This window comes from Paracoccus sediminilitoris (assembly GCF_003259195.1).
In the GTDB taxonomy this organism is placed as follows: Bacteria; Pseudomonadota; Alphaproteobacteria; order Rhodobacterales; family Rhodobacteraceae; genus Paracoccus; species Paracoccus sediminilitoris.
The window spans coordinates 1-16450 of sequence record NZ_QJPK01000008.1 but is presented as its reverse complement, the minus strand read 5'-3'; the positions used below and the strand labels follow the sequence as shown (position 1 = coordinate 16450).

Sequence of the window (16450 nt, the reverse complement as noted above, 5' to 3'; positions counted from 1 at the left end):
GGGGCCGTTTTTCATTTCAGCAGGGCATCCTTGCTGGCCCGGCGGTTCATGCCGCCTATCACGCGCCGCGACCTGTCATGACCACCCTGGCAATCCACGCACAGCTTGACCCCCGGCAGCGCCTTGCGCCGTGCCTCGGGGATGGGTTCGTCACATTCGGCGCAGAATTCCGCACTGTCACCTTGAGCCGCACGCCGCGCCGCGTTCTGGCGTGCGCGGGCAACCGCCTCGGCGGTGCTGATTTCGATCTGTTCGTTCACGGCCCCGTCGCGGGCCCAACCTCCAGCCATGATCGTCTCCTATCCTATTGCAATACAAATGGGGATGACCCGCACCGGCTGCAAATACCCACGCACAGTTGACACCCGCGTGAGCATTGGAAACACTGCCTTGTGCAGGTGCAGAAAAAAACGCGCCCGCGACTCTGGGGAGGGTCCAAGATTTGCCGATTATCCGTCTGATCGACGGCATGAATGAGATCGTCGGTCGCATCGTGTCGGTCGTCGCGCTCATTTTCGCCGCCATGATCATCTATGACGTCTTCATGCGCTATGTGCTGGGGCAACCCACGCGTTGGGCCTTCGACGTCACCAAGCAGCTTTACGGCTTTTATTTCGTCATGCTGGGCGGTTATGCGCTGCGCCACCAGGCCCATGTGCGCGTGGACCTGGTCACGTCGCGCCTGACCGGGATGCCCCGCCGCCTGATCGAGATCGCGGGCTATCTCATCTTCTTCTTTCCCTTCGCATGGGTCTTTGCCACCCGCAGCTGGGACTTTGCCATCACCTCATGGCGGCAGGGGGAACTGACCTATGGTGCGGTGCAGCTGCCGGTCTATCCGCTCAAGATGGCCATGTTCGTGGCCGCCGTCCTGCTGCTGATCCAAGGTGTCAGCGAGGTTCTGAAACTGGTCCTGTACCGGACCGACTACCTGGAGCCGCATGATGTCGGGTGAAACGATCGGGATGATCATGTCGGGCCTGCTGCTGCTGGGTCTGTTCATGGGGCATCCGCTGGCGATGGTCCTGGGCGGCACGGCGGTTCTGGGCGCGCTGATCGCGGGCAAGCCGATGGTGCTGGGCATCGTCATCAACCGCATCTTCGGCGACGTTCTGGACAATTACGTGCTCATCGCCATCCCGCTCTTCGTGCTGATGGCGCGTTTCCTGTCAGACAGCGGCGTCACCGACCGCATGTTCGAGGCCCTGCGCCACCTGATGGCGCGGGTCACCGGCGGTCTGGGGCTGGCGGTGGTCTTCATCTCGATCCTGCTGGCGGCGACGACGGGCATCATCGGCGCGTCGATCACCGTGATGGGCATGATGGCCCTGCGTCCGATGCTGCAATACGGATATGACAAACGGCTGGCCACGGGGCTGATCGGCGCGTCGGGCTGCCTGGGCATCCTGATCCCGCCCTCGATCATGCTGATCCTGATGGCCTCCTATGCGCCGGGCCTGTCGGTGGGGCAGCTGTTCGCAGGTGCCATGGTGCCGGGGCTGCTGTTGGGGGTGATGTATGCGCTCTATGTCGTGTTCATCGCCTGGCTGAAGCCCGAATGGGCCCCCAAGGTGGCTGAGGCCGATCAGATCAGCCGCGCCGCCATGTGGAAGATGCTGATCATCGAGGCCGTGCCGCCGCTGATCCTGATCCTGGGCATCCTGGGGTCGCTGCTGGCGGGCATCGCCACCGCGACCGAGGCCAGCGCCATCGGTGCCGTCCTGGCCCTGCTGATCGTCATCATGCGCGGCCGCTTCCAGTGGAAGACCTTCTACTCGGCGCTGCTGGAAACCGGGCGCACCAGTGCCATGATCCTGTTCATCGTCATCGGCGCCACGGCCTTTACCGGGGTCTTCAACATCACCGGCGGCCTGCGCGCCAGCCAGGACCTGATCCGCGGTCTGGCCGACGATCCCTATACGCTGATCGCGGTCATGCTGCTGGTCGTGTTCATCTTGGGCATGTTCCTGGACTGGACGGGCATCGTGCTGCTGTCCTTCCCGATCTTCCTGCCGCTGGTGGGCGAAATGGGCATCGATCCCTTGTGGTTCGTGGTCCTGATGGCGGTGGTCCTGCAGACCAGCTTCCTGTCGCCGCCCTTCGGCTACGCGCTGTTCTACATGCGTGCCATCGCCCCACCCGAGATCAAGACGGGCGACATCATCATGGGCGTGCTGCCCTTCATCGGGCTTGTCTTGCTGATGTGCGTGATGATGATCCTGTTCCCGTCGCTGGTCACGTGGCTGCCTGCCGTCCTGTACGGCTGACGTTTTTCACCCTGAGGAGGATAACATGAAACATCTGCTGACCACGGCCGCACTGGCGCTGAGCGTCGCCACCCCGGCCCTGTCGGAAAACTGGACGATGACCACGACCTGGCCATCCAGCCTGGAACTGATCGAGATCGACAAGCACTGGGTCGAACTGGCCAACAAGCTTGTCGATGACGACAAGCTGACGATCGAATTCTTCGACGGCGGCAGCCTGGTCCCCGCCGGAGAGGTCTTCGGCGCGGTCGAATCGGGCACCATCCAGGCCGGTGCCGACTGGCCGGGATACTGGGCAGGCCGCGACAGCGCCTTTTCGCCCCTGGCCACCACGGCCAGCCTGTTCAACGCCGTCGATTATGTGAACTGGATTCAGGAATGGGGCGGCAAGGACCTGTACAACGAAGTCTATGGCAAGTTCGGGATGGTTTATCTGCCCTATGGCGTCACCAACAACGAATCGGGCTTCCGCACCGTCAGCCAGCCGATCCGCACGCTGGAGGACCTGTCGGGCCTGCGCCTGCGCCTGTCGGGCCTGGAACAGGGCAAGCTGCTGGAGAAGCTGGGCGGCAACCAGGTCAGCATGGCCGGCGGCGAGATCTATCAGTCCTTGGAACGCGGCGTGATCGACGGGGCGGAATTCTCGACCCCGAACGTCGATTTCTCGGGTGGCTTCCAGCAGGTCACGAAATACTGGTCGACGCCAGGCTGGCACCAGTCGTCGTCGGTCTTCGGGGTGATGATCAACAAGGGCGCATGGGACGCGCTGGATGACGAAACCCGCGAACGGCTCGAGATTGCGGCCGAATCGACCATGCTCTGGTCGCTTTCCTTCACCGAGAAGCGCGCGACCGAGGCCTATGCGCAGTTCCAGGAGGCCGGGACCGAGATCACCCGCCTGGACGATGCCGCGCTGGAGCGTGTGCAGGAGCTGGCCAACGAGACCATCACCGAGGTCGCCTGCGAGAACCCCCTGTCCGCCAAGGTCTATGCCAGCCAGCTTTCCTATCTGCAGGATTACGGCAGCTGGCGCGAAGCCTCGGCACCCTTCAACCTGGGCCGGACCCCGAACGGCCCCGATCTGGCCGCGATCCAGGCCTGCGCCGAGTGACCTGACCATCATCTTTGACGGCCAAGTATCGGGCGGGGAACAGTTTCCCCGCCCTTCTCGTTGACAGGGACGGCAAGAAGACCCATCCTTCCCCCCAATCCAAGAGGACTGACCATGGGCTACAAGACTCTGACCCGTATGGACCTGGCCGAGGCGGTGTTCCGCGAAGTCGGGCTGTCGCGGCACGAATCGGCACAGTTGGTCGAAAGCGTTCTGGACCACATATCGGATGCGCTGGTGCGCGGCGAACAGGTCAAGATCTCGTCTTTCGGCACATTCTCGGTGCGGGACAAGAACGAACGGATCGGCCGCAACCCCAAGACCGGGGAAGAGGTTCCGATCACGCCGCGCCGGGTCCTGTCCTTCCGGCCGTCGCACCTGATGAAGGACCGCGTCGCCGATGGAAACAAGCGATAGGATCTGACCGACAGCATGGCGAAAAGCGCAGAGGCATTCCGATCCATAGGCGAGGTCGCCAGACTGGTCGGCGTGGCACCCCATGTCCTGCGCTATTGGGAAACGCAGTTCACCATGCTGCGTCCCATGAAGCGCGGTGACGGACGGCGCTATTACCGCCCTGCCGATATCGCGCTGGCCGCGGGCATCTGCGAATTGCTGCGCGATCAGGGGCTGACCATCCGCGGCGCGCGCAAGCAGTTGTCGGGCGACAAGGGTCAGTCCGTGCGCGCCTTGGGCAGCGCCCGGCTGTCACGCGACGACACGCCCCTTCCTGATGCGTCCGATATGGATGACACCCCCGCAATCACCATCGACTGGCTGACCCGCCTGACCGATCTGTCGCGCCGGTTGCGCCATATCGCGCCCCGCGACGCGCGCTGGCAGGCCGCCCAAGCGACCGCCATCGACCTGGCGCGGGCGATGATGCGGTTTTCGTGACATCGGGTTGCGATTTCGCAAAGATTTCCGCTTGGAGGGCCTTGTGCATCCCTGCCGGATCGCACTATACGAAGCGCGTCGGGCCGTGGCGCAGCCTGGTTAGCGCGTCCGTCTGGGGGACGGAAGGCCGCGAGTTCGAATCTCGCCGGCCCGACCATTCCGAAAACGCCCATTCTCATCCGAGAATGGGCGTTTCCCTTATCCAGCATCAAGATCAGGAGCAATCTGGATGAACGGTGTCCTCTCCGACAGTGAAATCCGCGGCCTGATCCAGACCGGCATCATCAGCGCCGATGCCCCCATCATTCCCGAACAGATCCAGCCCGCCTCGCTTGACCTGCGGCTTGGCCAGACCGCCTATCGCCTGCGCGCCAGCTTCTTGGCAGGGCGCGGCCGGCGCATCGCGGACCGGCTGGACGATCTGCAGATGCACCAGATGGATCTGTCAAGCGGGGCCGTGCTGGAACGCGGCTGCGTCTATCTGGTGCCGCTGCAGGAACGCATCAGCCTGCCCCATGGGCTGACGGCGGTGGCCAATGCCAAATCCTCGACCGGGCGGCTGGACCTGCTGACGCGGCTGGTCACCGATGACGGGACCGAATTCGACCGCCTGCCCGAAGGCTATGACGGCCCCCTCTATGCCGAAATCTGCCCGCGCAGCTTCTCGGTCCTGGTGCGCCCCGGCATGCGGCTGAACCAGCTGCGCCTGCGCCGCGGACAGGCGGTGCTGAACGACGACCAACTGCGCGCCCTGCATGATGCCCAGCCCTTGGTGGGCGACGGTCAGCCGCTGATCGACCAGGGCCTTGGTTTTTCCGTCGATCTGCATCCCGCGACGGGCGATCTGGTCGGCTATCGTGCGCGCCCACATAGCGGCGTGATCGATCTGGACCGCATCGGTGAATACCCGGCATCGGAATTCTGGGACGAACTGCACAGCAGCGAAGGGCGCCTGATCCTGGACCCCGGCGCGTTCTATATCCTGGTCAGCCGCGAATCGGTGGCGATCCCCGCCGATTACGCCGCCGAGATGGCCCCCTATCTGGCGATGGTCGGCGAATTCCGGGTGCATTACGCGGGATTCTTCGATCCGGGCTTCGGCATCGGCGACACCGGCACCGGCGCGCGCGGCGTGCTGGAGGTCCGCTGCCACGAGGCACCCTTCGTGCTGGAACACGGGCAGGTCGTCGGGCGCCTTGTCTATGAACGCATGGCGACCCGCCCCGAGCGCCTCTACGGCGAAGGGATCAAGTCGAATTACCAAGGACAGGGCCTGAAGCTGGCCAAGCAGTTCCGTTAAAGCGGGCCGGTCTGCCACAGGCGGACCTTCAACCCGCCGTGCGCCACGATGGGTCCGGCTGGCTTGAAGGGCAGCCCGGTCGCCTTGGCCAATCCCGCTTCGCTGGTCACGATGCCGATGCGCCAGCCTTGGAAACGGCTGCGGAACACCTCGCCCATGGTGGCATGCAAGCCAAAGAGCGGCCCTTTGTTGCCGATCCGCGCGCCATAGGGCGGGTTCAGGATGACGATGCCGGGTTCGCAATCGGGCCGTTCCAGATCGGCGATCTGACAGGCCTCGAAACCGATCAGGTCCTCGACGCCCGCGCGTTCGGCATTGGCGCGGCTCATCCGGATGGCGCCGGGGTCGCGGTCGCGGCCCAAGAAAGTCGCGCCAGCCGGGCGGCGCGTAACCTGCGCCTTCATCCGGTCCCACGCATCGGGGTCGTGATTGGCCAGCTGTTCAAAGGCAAAGCTGCGGCTGCGGCCTGGCGCCAGACCTGCGGCGATCTCGGCAGCCTCCAGCAGGAAGGTGCCCGAGCCGCACATCGGGTCCAGCACCGATTGCGTGCCGTCAAAGCCCATTTCGGACAGGAACATCGCGGCCATGGTCTCGCGCATGGGGGCCTTGGCGACGGCGACCTTGTGGCCGCGCTTGTGCAGCGATTCGCCGGTCGTATCGATGCTGAACGTGACCAAGTCATCCTCGATCCGGGTCTTGATGGACATCGGCGCATCGGCAGCGATGGGCGCACCCAGTTCCTCGGTAATGGCCCGCTCGATCCGCTGCGTCGCGGCCCCGGCGTGATAGATTTTCGAAGCCTTGCAGACCGCCTCGACCTTGACCGGTTGATCGGGGCGCAGGATGTCGGCCCAGGGGAACTTGCGGGCACGCTTATCCAGCTGCGCCAGATGCATGGCGCGGAACCCGCCGATGCGTGCCAGGACGCGTGTCGCCCCGCGCAGCATCAGGTTGGCACGGCGCACGTCCGACCAGTCGCCCGTCACGGTCACGCCGCCCGGCTGGACCACCGGCTGCCAGCCCAAGGCCGCTGCTTCGGCGGCCAAGGGGGCTTCAAGCCCCGGGGTCGCCACCAGGAAAATTTCGAAATGATTGTCGCTCATGCCCGCAGCCCTAGCGCGGGTCGCGGGGAAAGCAAAGCCTCAGCGACGCGTCATGCGGTTCAGCATCTTCATCCGCTTGGCCAGGTTCTTCGTCTGCTGGTTGGAGCGCTGGTTGCGGCCAGCCGCATCCGCCGGATCACCTTTGCGGCCCATGGAATTGATGCCCTTGTTGATACCCCAGTTCATCGCCCTGCGCGCGACAAGCTTGGTAAACATGTTGACCAGCATGTTCATGTTCATCGATGCGCCCCTTCACTCATCCTCGAACAGATCCTCGGGGGGATCCATCGGTTCAATATCGGCATCCTCCTCGTCCCTAGCAAGGGGCATGGACAAACCTTCGGCGGGCGGGCGCGAATCCAGCAGGCCGGCAGCGCGCAGTTCCGACAGCCCCGGCAAATCGCGCGACGATTCCAGCCCGAAATGGTCCAGGAAGCCGTCGGTGACGACAAAGGTGGCGGGGCGTCCCGGCGACATGCGGCGGCGGCCCATGCGGACCCATTCCATCTCGATCAGCTGGTCCAGCGTGCCACGGCTGACGGCGACGCCACGGATCTCCTCGATCTCGGCGCGGGTGACGGGCTGGTGATAGGCGATGATAGCCAGGGTCTCGATCGCAGCGCGCGACAGGCGGCGGGTGTCGAGGGTTTCGGTCTGCATCAGGAAGGACAGGTCCGGCGCGGTGCGGAAGGCATAGCCGTCGCCCAGATGTTCGACCACCACGCCGCGCCCGCGATAGGTGCGGCGCAGCGCGGCCAGCGCTTCGGCCGCATCGCAGCCGACCGGCATGCGGGCGATCAGATCGCGCAGGGTGACGGGGGCGGTCGCCGCGAACAGGATCGCCTCGACCATGCGTTCCTGCTGGTCCATCGGGGGCGGCGGGAAATCAGGGCTCATGGGGTCTCTGGCGATAGCTGATGGGGGCGAAGGTCTCTGCCTGGCGTATCTCCAGCCGGCCCTGGCGTGCAAGCTCCAGCGAGGCCGCGAAGGTGGCGGCGGTCGCACTGCGCCGCCGGGGGGCGTCTGCCTCCCACCCTTGCGGCAGAAACACCGACAGGTCGGTCCATTCCCCCGCAAAGCCGATCATCCTGCGCAGGCGTTCCAGCGCCTGCTCCATAGTGAAGACATCCTTGCGGTCAAAGGCATAGGGGCGGAATTCATCGCGCGTCTTCAGCCGCGCATAGGCACGCATCAGGTCGATCAGGCTGGCCGTGTATCGCGTGCGCCGGGTGCGGGCGACGGCATCGGGCGCACCGCGCGCGAAACGGCTGATACCCAACCTGTCGCGGCCCATCAGCTGCGCGGCGGCCTGCCGCATCGCGGACAGCCGCTCCAGCTGGAAGGCCAGATGATCGGCCATCTCCTCGGCCGATGGGCCTTCGGCCTCGGGGTCGGGGGGCAGCAGCAGGCGCGATTTCAAAAAGGCCAGCCAGGCGGCCATGACCAGGTAATCTGCCGCCAGTTCGATCCGCAGTGCGCGGGCCTTGTCCACGAAGGCCAGATATTGTTCTGAAAGCTCCAGGACCGAGATCGTCATCAGGTCCACCTTTTGCGACCGCGCCATGGTCAGCAGCAGGTCCAGCGGCCCCTCATAGCCATCGACATCGACGATCAGCGCTTCGTCAGCGCGCCGTTGGGCCACGACGTCCGGCCCGTCGGGGACGGGGGTCAGATAGGGCACCTCGGTCGATGGCTTGGGCACGTCGGCTCCCTCTGTTCGCGGGCTGCAGGGTCCGGCCTGCACCCCGGCGGTGTCAAGCGGGCGTGCCCGTCAGGTCCCGCCATTCGGCCAGCAGCGCCCCGATATCGGCGTCGTCGGGGACGTGGCGCCGCGCAAGAGCCGCCTCGGCACGCCGCATCGCATCGGCCCCCATGGCGCCCGCGGCCTGCACGACCGGCTCCATCTGGGCGATGCTGCCGTTGCAATGCAGGACGATGTCGCATCCCGCCGCGACCGAAGCCGCCGCGCGTTCGGCCTGCGTGCCCGACAGCGCGTTCATGGTGATGTCATCCGTCATCAGCAAGCCGTCAAAGCCGATATCGTCGCGGATCAGGTCGATCATGCGACGCGACGCCGTGGCCGGCGCATCGTCCAGATTGGTGAAACGGATATGCGCCGTCATTCCCATCGGCAGATCGGCCAAGGCGCGGAAGGGAGCGAAATCCAGAGCCGCCAAGTCGGCCTGGCAAGCGGTGACGGTGGGCAGGTCATGGTGGCTGTCGGCGACCGCACGGCCATGGCCCGGCATGTGCTTGACCACGGGCAGAACCCCCGCCGCCAGCATCCCGTCCGCCGCCGCGCGTCCCAGTTCTGCCACGCGTCCCGGATCGGTCCCGAAACAGCGGTTGCGCAGGAAGGGATGCGTGTCGGCCTGCGCCACATCCAGCGTCGGGGCGCAATTGCTGTCAATGCCCACCGCCCGCAGTTCCTGTCCGATCAGGTGATAGCGCAGCCACATGGCCCGCGCCCCTGCCCCGGCATGATCCAGCGGCACGGGCCAATCCATCCAGTGCGGGCCGCGCAGCCGCTGCACGCGGCCGCCTTCCTGATCCACGGTGATGACGGCATCGCGGCCCACCGCATCGCGCAGATCGCCGGTCAAGCGGCGCAGCTGGTCGGGGTCGGCGACGTTGCGCCCGAACAGAATGAACCCCCAGGGGTCGGCGGCGCGGAAAAAGGCGGCCTCGTCGGACGTCAAGGACGTCCCGGCGACGCCGCCCAGAATCGTGGCATTATGGGTCATGCGGTCGCGATCACCCGCCCAGGGCCAGGCAGTCGGTCCCGGATGACTTCAGCGCCGAACAGAACTGCCGCGCCTCGCTGATCGAACCGAAGCCCGCCACGCGCAGGCGCCAGAAGCTGCGCCCGTTGCTGTCATGCTGCTGGATGACCGGCGATTTCCCCGAGAAGAGCGAGGAGTTGCCGCCCGACAGGCGCGCCCACTGGTTTTCCGCAATCGCGCTGCTGTCGAAGGCCCCGACCTGAACCACCGGGCCGCTGGCCGAACTGGCCACGACAGGCTTGTCGGCGGGTTTCTCGGCAGGCTGGGCCACGGGCTCGGCTTGGGTTTCGGTCGCCGCCGCGGCGGCGGCAGGCGCGGCCGATGCGACACGGGTCACGCGGGGACGCGGGGCGGGACGGGTCGAGGCGACCAGCACGCCGGGGTTCGCCTCGGCCTGAGCCTGGGCCAGGGCCTCGGCGATGGCGTCGGCCTGGGCGGGCATGCCGTTTTCGTCAGTGACGACACTGGTCACGGCGCCTTCGCTGGCGGGGGCGTCGATGATCGCGGCTTGGGCCACGGCCTGATCGGCCAGCGCGCGTTCGGCATCGGCGGCGGCCTTGGCGGCAGCCTCGCTGTCGGACATCGGCACGATCGGATCGCCCGCAAAGGTCAGCGGCGTTTCCGAGCTGTTGGAAGGCTCGCGCGCCGTGGCACCCAATTCGCCCATGGCGACATCGTCATCGGACAGTTCGGTGCCGCCGGGGGCGATGGCGACCTCCTGGGCGGCGGTGGCGGTGTCGCCACCGGCGACGGTGTTCACGGCCAGGCCGGTATGGCTGGTCAGCTGTCCCCCCGGTTCCTCGGGGGTTGTGCGGGCCTCGCCCTGGACGGCGCGGATCACCGGAACGCCCGACACGTCGCGCGACACCAGCTGCCAGCCCCAGGCCAGCAGACCGACCATCAACCCGACCGATGCGACCGCGCCCACGTAATGGGTCAGCCGTGCCAGCCGGACCTGCAGACCGTCCCCCGCCACGCCCGTCGCGTGTCGCGGATCGGCCTGCCCGTCGGACTGGGCATCGCCCCACCCTTGCTGGTCGTACTGGAATTCCCGCTTCACCTTGTGACGCGAGAACACATAGCCGCCTTCGCGGAAGTCCATCACTGCCATGTCTGTCTGCCTGCCTGCCGGTTGTTCCGGATTAACGTTATGACTGCTCTAGCACGTCCCGCAGCGGCACCGTTCGTCAGCGCATTTCTTCTGCAGGAGCGACGCCAAGAATACCCAGACCGCATGAAATAACAACGCCAACCGCCCGGACCAGTGCAATTTTTCCTTGGCTGGTTGCAGCATCGCCATCCTGCACGAAGCGCAGGGAATGGTCATCATTGCCGCGATTCCAAAGGGAATGCAGGTCGGATGCGATCTCATAGAGGAAAAACGCGATGCGATGGGGCTCATGCGCGCGGGCGGCGTGTTCGACCAGACGCGGCCATTCGGCGACCTTGCGGGCCAGCTCCAGCTCGGCCGGATGGGCCAGAACCGACAGATCGGCGGCCGCCAAGGTCGAATCGTCCACCGCGATGCCGGCCTCGGTCGCGCGACGCAGGACGGAATTCACCCGCGCGCTGGCGTACTGGACATACCAGACCGGGTTGTCCTTCGACTGTTCCAGGACCTTCGCGAAATCGAAATCCAGCGCGGCGTCGTTCTTGCGGGTCAGCATGATGAAGCGGGTGACGTCGGCGCCCGCCTCCTCGACCACGTCACGCAGGGTGACGAAGGTGCCGGCACGCTTGGACATCTTGAACGGCTCGCCGTTCTTGTACAGCTTGACCAGCTGGATCAGCTTGACGTCCAGCGGCACGCGCCCGTTCGACAGCGCCTTGACGGCGGCGTTCATACGCTTGACGTAACCACCGTGATCGGCGCCGAAGACGTCGATCAGCTGGTCAAAGCCGCGGTCGATCTTGTCCCAGTGATAGGCAATGTCGGGCGCGAAATAGGTCCAGGCCCCGTCCGATTTCTGGATCGGACGGTCCACGTCGTCACCATGCGCCGATGACCGGAACAGCAGCTGTTCGCGGGCCTCCCAGTCCTCGGGCAGCTTGCCCTTCGGGGGTTCCAGCACGCCGCGATAGATCAACCCCTGGCTTTCCAGGCGCGCGATCGCATCCTCGATCCGGCCGGTGCCGTAAAGCGCCTTTTCGCTGGAATAGACGTCCATCTGCACGCCAAGTGCCGCCAGGTCGCCGCGGATCATCTCCATCATCGCTTGGGTGGCGAATTCGCGGATCTCCTGCAGCCATTCGTCCTCGGGGCGGTCCAGCAGGCTGTCGCCGTATTTGGCCTTCAGCGCCTCGCCCACCGGGATCAGGTAATCGCCGGGATAGAGGCCTTCGCGGATCTCGGGCTCCAGCCCGTTGGCCTCGCGATAACGTTCAAAGGCGGAACGGGCCAGCACGTCGACCTGCGCGCCGCCATCGTTGATGTAATATTCCCGCGTCACGTCATGGCCGGAAAAATCCAGCAGCCGCGCCAGCGCATCGCCGAAGACCGCGCCGCGGACATGGCCCACATGCATCGGGCCGGTGGGGTTGGCGCTGACGAATTCGACGTTGATCTTCTGTCCTGCGCCCATGTCCGAACGCCCGAAATCGGCGCCCTTGGTCAGGGCCGAGGCGACGACGCCCTGCCAGACGGTGGGCGACAGGCGCAGATTCAGGAAGCCCGGGCCCGCGACCTCGGCCGCAGCGATGCGCGGGTCGGTCAGCCGCGCGGCCAGCTTGTCGGCAATGTCGCGCGGCTTCATGCTGGCAGGTTTGGCCAGCACCATGGCCGCATTGGTCGCCATGTCGCCATGCGCCGGATCGCGCGGAGGCTCGACCGTGACGTTGCCGTAATCGAGGCCCTGGGGCAGTTCGCCCGCATCGGCCATCTGGTCAAGCGCCTCGACGACGACGCCGCGAAGATCGGTGAATAGGTTCATCATAAGCTTCCTGATTGATCCCTGCGGGTTAACGCCACAGGTCGGGTAAGGTCAACCGAAAGCCCCGTGACCCGTGGATCAGGTGCCCTTTTCCTTCTTTTCACGCTGCTCCTGGGCCACATCGCCCGCCTCTTCGGCCAAGGCCTTGGCGGCGGCGTCACGTGCGGCCGAAAGCTCGGGTGGCAGGAAGGCCGTCACCCAGTCACCCGACTGCGCGCCGACCGGCTGGTCGGGACCGATGAAGCGCAGCCCGCTGGATTTCGACACCACGACGAAAGGTTCGGCGCCGGGGCGTTCGGCCTCCCATGCCTCCAGGTCGTATTCGTCGGTCAGACGGGTGCTGCGCAACGTCCATCCTTCGGCCAGGCGCTGGTTCACATCCTCGAAGGTCAGCTTGCCGTTAACGCGCTGCCCCCCCAGCTGCGCGGGCAGCGCGTGGCGGGAATTGTCCTTCATACGGCTCAGCTGCCAGATGGCGTCGCGGCCCATTTCCGGCCCCAGATCCGTCGCCACCAAGGTGTTGTAGGCATCATTGTCCGATGCCGTCAGCACCGAGGGATAGGCAATGAATTCGACCTGATGCTCGGCCGTTTCACCCAGGATGTCGCCGTAAAAGGTGGGGATGCCCGCATGGCGCGCCTTGGTCAGATGCTGGCGGTTGGTGTCTGCGATCAGCGAGACGACATCGGCCTTTTCCAGCGCCTGCGCCAGCGCCACCGAAAAGGGCGACCCGCCGACGATCAGCAGGCCGGGGCTTTCCGCGCCGGTCAGTCCCAACCGGCGCGCCAAGGGTGCCAGCGTGAAACCGTGGATGATGACACTGGCCAGGACGATGATGAAGGACAGGGGCGCCAGCAGCGCACCGTCGGCAATGCCCGCCTCGACCAGCTGGTCGCCGAACAGACCCGAAATGGCAACCATGACCACGCCGCGCGGCCCGGTCAGCGCGATCAGCCAGCGCTCTTTCATGGGAAGGTTGCTGCCCAGCAACGGCAGCAGCACCTGCAGGGGTCGCACCAGCGCCACGGTCAGGATGACAAACAGCGCCGCCCGCCAGGTCAGCTGTGTCAGCGTCGCGAAATCCAGCGACGCGGCCATCAGCACGAAAACGCCGGATACCAGCAAGATCGTCGCATGTTCCTTGAAGCGGTGCAGCTCGGTATAGGAGGACAGTTTCGCGTTGGCCAGGAACATGCCCATGATGGTCACCGCCAGCAGGCCCGATTCATGCAGGATGCTGTCGGTGACGGCAAAGATGGCGATGACCGTGACGAACAGCACGGGCACCTTCATGTATTCGGGGATCCAGGCACGGCGGAAGGCGATCTCCATCCCCTTGCCGGCGGCAAGGCCCGCCAAGGCGGCAAAGCCGATCCCCGATCCCAAGAGCCAGACGGCCTGACCTGCCGACAGGCCGGTTTCCAGGACCATGACCACTTCAAGAACCAGAACGGCAATCAGCGCGCCCACCGGGTCGTTGATGATGGCTTCCCATTGCAGAACCTGTGCGGGGCGTGCCCGCAGCCTTGCCTGACGCAGCATCGGCGCGATCACTGTGGGGCCGGTGACGACCATGACACCGCCGAAGACCGCCGCCGATTGCCAGGTCAGGCCCACAGCCAGCCACAGGACCAGGGTCGACAGCAGCCACCCGAGCGGCGCGCCCAGATAGACAAGACGTCGGACCGGACCCTTGGCGTCGCGCAGGCGGTGATATTCCAGCGTCAGCCCGCCTTCGAAAAGGATGATGGCGACAGCGACGCTGATCAGGGGCTTGTAGATAGGGCCAAGGTCGCGATCGGGCAGGAACAGTCCCATGACCGGCCCGACCAGAAGGCCGATGCCCAGCATCAGGACGATGGCCGGCAGGCGGAAACGCCACGCCACCCATTGGGCACCCACGCCCAGAACCCCCACAAGCGCAACCACCTGCACGGGGCTGAGCACCTGCATCACTTCACTGTCCATTGCCGCCCTTTCGCGTCGGTTTCGTTCCAAAGCCCTAACTAGCAGGTCGGGTTCCGGTCGTCTGCCATCATAGGGATAGATTGACGTGGCAAGCGCTTTGGTCTAGGCGATGCTGGCCTGCATCCGGCAGGCAAGAAGGCGGGGCGTCCGAAATTGCGTCCCAACTTTGCCGCCCTTGCGCCAGACCGGCGCGCGGCATGGAACGCATCGCGCCACGGATGGCGTGGCTAATGGAAAGCCCCCTATGACCAAATTCTCTGATCTGAAGCTTGATCCCAAAGTGCTGAAGGCCGTGACCGAGGCCGGCTATGAAAGCCCGACGCCCATCCAGCAGGGCGCGATTCCGCCCGCGCTGGAAGGCCGCGACGTGCTGGGGATCGCACAGACGGGGACCGGCAAGACTGCCAGCTTCACGCTGCCGATGATCACCATGCTGGGCCGGGGTCGCGCGCGTGCGCGCATGCCGCGCAGCCTGGTTCTGTGCCCGACGCGCGAACTGGCAGCCCAGGTGGCCGAAAACTTCGACACCTATGCCAAGCATACCCGCCTGACCAAGGCGCTGCTGATCGGCGGCGTCAGCTTCGGCGAACAGGACAAGCTGATCGACCGCGGCGTCGACGTGCTGATCGCCACGCCGGGCCGCCTGCTGGACCATTTCGAACGCGGCAAGCTGCTGCTGACCGGCGTTCAGATCATGGTCGTGGACGAGGCCGACCGCATGCTGGACATGGGCTTCATCCCCGATATCGAACGTATCTTCCAGCTGACGCCCTTTACCCGTCAGACGTTGTTCTTCAGCGCCACCATGGCCCCCGAGATCGAGCGGATCACCAACACCTTCCTGCACGCCCCCGAACGCATCGAGATCGCGCGCCAGGCCACGACCAGCGAAACCATCACGCAGCGCCTGGTCGAACTGACGCCCGCGCGCCGTGACACCGCCGCCAAGCAGAAGCGCGACCTGCTGCGCGCTCTGATCGAGGCCGAGGGTGACAAGCTGAAGAACGCGATCATCTTCTGCAACCGCAAGACGGATGTGGATATCGTCGCGAAGTCGCTTGGCAAATACGGCTATGACGCTGCCCCGATCCATGGCGATCTGGAACAGAGCCAGCGGACCCGCACGCTGGAATCCTTCCGCGACGGCAAGCTGCGCCTGCTGGTGGCATCCGATGTCGCTGCGCGCGGCCTGGACATTCCCGCTGTCAGCCATGTCTTCAACTATGACCTGCCCAGCCATGCCGAGGATTACGTCCACCGCATCGGCCGGACCGGTCGCGCGGGCCGTCTTGGCACCGCGATCAGCATCTCGACCCCCTCGGACGAGAAATATCTGACCGGCATCGAGGCGCTGGTCAAGAACACCCTGCCCCGCAGCGATCTGCCCGCCGGTTTCGCCGGTGCAAAGCCTGCCCAGGCTTCGCAGCCCGAAGATGCCGGTCCCGAGGACCGCAAGCCCGCCAGCCGTCAGCGCAGCCGCCGCGGCAAGCGCGACGATTCGGAACAGCAATCCGCAGCCAACACCGCCCCGAACCAGCCCGAGGCCGCATCGCAGCCCGCCGCCCCCATGCCAGAAGCCGTCAAACCCGAGGTTGCCATGCCCGAGGCCGTCGATAAGCCCCGCAAGGAAAGCCAGCCGCGCCAGGACAGCCGTCCCGCCGCAGCCGAACCTGCCCGCCGTGAAGAAAGCCGCCGCGATGACAGCCGTCGTGACGAGAACCGGCGCGACAATGGCAACCGTGGCGACACCAACCGCGACAACAATCGGCGCGATGGGCGTCGTGGCGGGAATGACGGCAATCGTGGTCAGCAGATCGTCGGCATGGGCGATCATGTCCCGCGCTTCATGACGGTCGAGCTGCGCATCTCGCCCATGCCCGAGGAACGCCCCGAAGAGGCGCCCCAGGCACAGCCCGAGGCCGCCCAGCCCGAGCAGAAGCCCAAGCGCACCCGCAGCCGTCGCAAATCCTCCGCCGAGAAGACCGCCGAAAAGTCGGTCGAGGCACCGGTCGCGGAAGCACCCGTCGTTGCGACGTCCGCCGAAACCGCGGCCGAAGCTCCGGCTCGGGACGTGGCCACCGATGCGGCATC

Annotated in this window: 16 protein-coding genes and 1 tRNA gene; 8 read left to right on the top strand and 9 right to left on the bottom strand. The window is 65.7% G+C overall.

Annotation, left to right across the window (positions count from 1 at the left end; all coding sequences use genetic code 11):
- Nucleotides 1–11: 11 nt before the first annotated feature.
- The gene (locus DKT70_RS09715) at nucleotides 12–290 is read right to left on the bottom strand and encodes a DksA/TraR family C4-type zinc finger protein (RefSeq protein ID WP_111558957.1); all 279 of its coding nucleotides are present in this window, start codon (nucleotides 288–290) and stop codon (nucleotides 12–14) included.
- Nucleotides 291–442: 152 nt separating this feature from the next.
- Between DKT70_RS09715 and DKT70_RS09710 the strand changes: the two genes are divergently transcribed.
- The 7 genes from DKT70_RS09710 to DKT70_RS09680 all read left to right on the top strand — a co-directional run bounded on the left by DKT70_RS09710 (nucleotide 443) and on the right by DKT70_RS09680 (nucleotide 5575).
- Nucleotides 443–955, top strand: coding sequence for a TRAP transporter small permease subunit (locus DKT70_RS09710; protein ID WP_233490516.1), 513 nt, complete (start codon nucleotides 443–445; stop codon nucleotides 953–955).
- Nucleotides 945–2267 (top strand): TRAP transporter large permease, encoded by a 1323-nt coding sequence (locus tag DKT70_RS09705; protein WP_199559563.1) that lies wholly within the window; start codon nucleotides 945–947, stop codon nucleotides 2265–2267. The genes DKT70_RS09710 and DKT70_RS09705 overlap by 11 nt, the downstream gene beginning before the upstream one ends.
- A gap of 25 nt (nucleotides 2268–2292) precedes the next feature.
- Nucleotides 2293–3378: a TRAP transporter substrate-binding protein DctP gene (gene dctP, locus DKT70_RS09700; protein WP_111558956.1), complete on the top strand. Its 1086-nt coding sequence runs from the start codon at nucleotides 2293–2295 to the stop codon at nucleotides 3376–3378.
- Nucleotides 3379–3492: 114 nt separating this feature from the next.
- Nucleotides 3493–3795 (top strand): integration host factor subunit alpha, encoded by a 303-nt coding sequence (gene ihfA / locus DKT70_RS09695; RefSeq protein ID WP_072296414.1) that lies wholly within the window; start codon nucleotides 3493–3495, stop codon nucleotides 3793–3795.
- A gap of 15 nt (nucleotides 3796–3810) precedes the next feature.
- Nucleotides 3811–4275, top strand: a complete 465-nt coding sequence (locus DKT70_RS09690) for a MerR family transcriptional regulator (RefSeq protein WP_111558955.1) — start codon at nucleotides 3811–3813, stop codon at nucleotides 4273–4275.
- 79 nt (nucleotides 4276–4354) lie between these two features.
- A tRNA-Pro gene (locus tag DKT70_RS09685) sits at nucleotides 4355–4432 on the top strand.
- Between the two features lie 72 nt (nucleotides 4433–4504).
- Nucleotides 4505–5575, top strand: coding sequence for a 2'-deoxycytidine 5'-triphosphate deaminase (locus tag DKT70_RS09680; RefSeq protein ID WP_111558954.1), 1071 nt, complete (start codon nucleotides 4505–4507; stop codon nucleotides 5573–5575).
- Here the strand turns inward: DKT70_RS09680 and DKT70_RS09675 are convergent.
- The 8 genes from DKT70_RS09675 to DKT70_RS09640 all read right to left on the bottom strand — a co-directional run bounded on the left by DKT70_RS09675 (nucleotide 5572) and on the right by DKT70_RS09640 (nucleotide 14359).
- A complete protein-coding gene (locus tag DKT70_RS09675) occupies nucleotides 5572–6678 on the bottom strand; it encodes a THUMP domain-containing class I SAM-dependent RNA methyltransferase (RefSeq protein WP_111558953.1) in 1107 nt (368 codons plus the stop codon). The two genes, DKT70_RS09680 and DKT70_RS09675, sit on opposite strands and share 4 nt — an antisense overlap.
- A gap of 39 nt (nucleotides 6679–6717) precedes the next feature.
- On the bottom strand, nucleotides 6718–6918 hold the full coding sequence (locus DKT70_RS09670) for a hypothetical protein (RefSeq protein ID WP_111558952.1): 201 nt from the start codon (nucleotides 6916–6918) through the stop codon (nucleotides 6718–6720).
- A 12-nt stretch (nucleotides 6919–6930) separates the two neighbouring features.
- Nucleotides 6931–7575, bottom strand: coding sequence for an SMC-Scp complex subunit ScpB (gene scpB / locus DKT70_RS09665; RefSeq protein ID WP_111558951.1), 645 nt, complete (start codon nucleotides 7573–7575; stop codon nucleotides 6931–6933).
- Nucleotides 7565–8380: a segregation and condensation protein A gene (locus DKT70_RS09660; protein ID WP_233490515.1), complete on the bottom strand. Its 816-nt coding sequence runs from the start codon at nucleotides 8378–8380 to the stop codon at nucleotides 7565–7567. Before DKT70_RS09660 ends, scpB begins: the two co-directional genes overlap by 11 nt.
- 52 nt (nucleotides 8381–8432) lie before the next feature.
- Entirely contained in the window at nucleotides 8433–9422 is a 990-nt protein-coding gene (locus DKT70_RS09655; protein WP_111558950.1) for a glycoside hydrolase family 3 N-terminal domain-containing protein, read from the bottom strand.
- A 10-nt stretch (nucleotides 9423–9432) separates the two neighbouring features.
- Nucleotides 9433–10572, bottom strand: a complete 1140-nt coding sequence (locus tag DKT70_RS09650; protein WP_111558949.1) for an SPOR domain-containing protein — start codon at nucleotides 10570–10572, stop codon at nucleotides 9433–9435.
- Between the two features lie 76 nt (nucleotides 10573–10648).
- Nucleotides 10649–12391 (bottom strand): arginine--tRNA ligase, encoded by a 1743-nt coding sequence (gene argS, locus DKT70_RS09645; RefSeq protein ID WP_111558996.1) that lies wholly within the window; start codon nucleotides 12389–12391, stop codon nucleotides 10649–10651.
- Between the two features lie 78 nt (nucleotides 12392–12469).
- Nucleotides 12470–14359: a cation:proton antiporter gene (locus tag DKT70_RS09640; RefSeq protein ID WP_111558948.1), complete on the bottom strand. Its 1890-nt coding sequence runs from the start codon at nucleotides 14357–14359 to the stop codon at nucleotides 12470–12472.
- Nucleotides 14360–14603: 244 nt separating this feature from the next.
- Here DKT70_RS09640 and DKT70_RS09635 point away from each other — a divergent pair.
- Nucleotides 14604–16450: DEAD/DEAH box helicase (locus tag DKT70_RS09635; protein WP_233490514.1), on the top strand; the 1847-nt coding region annotated here is incomplete at its 3' end.